The following is a 1,259-nucleotide window of genomic DNA, read 5'->3' as shown; positions in this document are numbered from 1 at the left end:
GCCACGAAGTGCCCTGACCGGCCGATCGAGGTGGTAGGCTCCCCTTGCCCCCACCTCGCCCCATCGATTCGATGACGCCAGCGACGCCCCGCCCCACGCCGCACTGGCCGCTCGCGCTGGCGGGCACCGCCGTCGCCTATGCGGTGGTCGGCTGGGCAGCGCTGCTGCTGGCGATCCCGCCGAGCCTCGCTTCGCCGCTGTACCCGTCCGCCGGCATCGCACTGGCCTGCCTGCTGGCCTACGGCTGGCGGGTGCTGCCCGGGGTGCTGATCGGCTCGTTCCTGGTCAACGCCGGCATCGGCATCGAGCAGGCGGGGTTCAGCCTCGCGGGCCTGGCGGTGCCGGCCACGATCGCCGTCGGCGCCATGCTGCAGGCGGCGCTCGCCGCGGCCCTGGTGCAGCGCTTCGTGCACCGGCCGTTCACGTTGAGCGAGCCGCGCGACATCGCGCTCTTCTTCGGGCTTGGCGCGGTCGCCGCGAGCCTCGTCAGCTGCAGCATCGCGACGCTCGCGCTGTGGCTGGCCGGCCGCGAGCCGCTCGGCGAGCTCGCCTTCAACTGGTGGACCTGGTGGGCCGGCGATGCGCTGGGCGTGTTGATCGGCACGCCGATCGCGCTGACGCTGATCGGCCAGCCGCGCGACGAATGGGCCGCGCGGCGCCGCACCGTCGGCCTGACGCTCGGCGTCGCCACGCTGCTGATGGCGCTCGGCGTGCGGCAGGTCGCGCAATGGGAAGACGCCCGCGTGCAGGCGGCGTTCGAGCGCGATGCGGTCCATGCGTCGTCCAACCTCGCCGCGCAGCTGCAGTATCCGCTGCATGCGCTGGAAGCATTGCGCGGCGTGATGATCTCGTCCGACGACGTCACGCGCGAGGAGATGCACCGCGCCGCCGCCGCCTGGCTCGAGGTCAGCGGCCACCTGCAGGGGCTCGGCTGGACCGAGCTGATGCCGCGCTCGCAGGTGCCGGCCTTCGAGGCCCGCGTGCGCGCGGCCGGCCTGCCCGGCTACCACGTGTTCGACCGCTTCGACTCCGGCTTCAAGCCGTCACCCGACGACACCGTGGCGGCGATCCGCTACATCGAGCCGCAGGCGCCGAACGCCGCAGCGCTGGGCGTCAACACCCGCTCGATCGCCGCGGCGCGCACGGCGATCGATTCGACCGTGCGCACCGACCGGCCGGCCGCCAGCGCCGGCTTCCTGCTGACGCAGGACGGCAGCGGCACGCAGACCGGCGTCGTCATCTACCAGGCCATCTACAAC

General features: G+C 73.4%; 1 protein-coding gene. It reads left to right on the top strand.

What is annotated here, in order from left to right:
• Positions 1–71: 71 nt before the first annotated feature.
• Positions 72–1,259: CHASE domain-containing protein (locus tag AC1D12_RS33580; protein ID WP_477845412.1), on the top strand; the 1,188-nt coding region annotated here is incomplete at its 3' end.

It is taken from the genome of Rhizobacter sp. P1_G5 (assembly GCF_056405435.1).
This window is presented reverse-complemented; position numbering and strand designations above follow the sequence as displayed.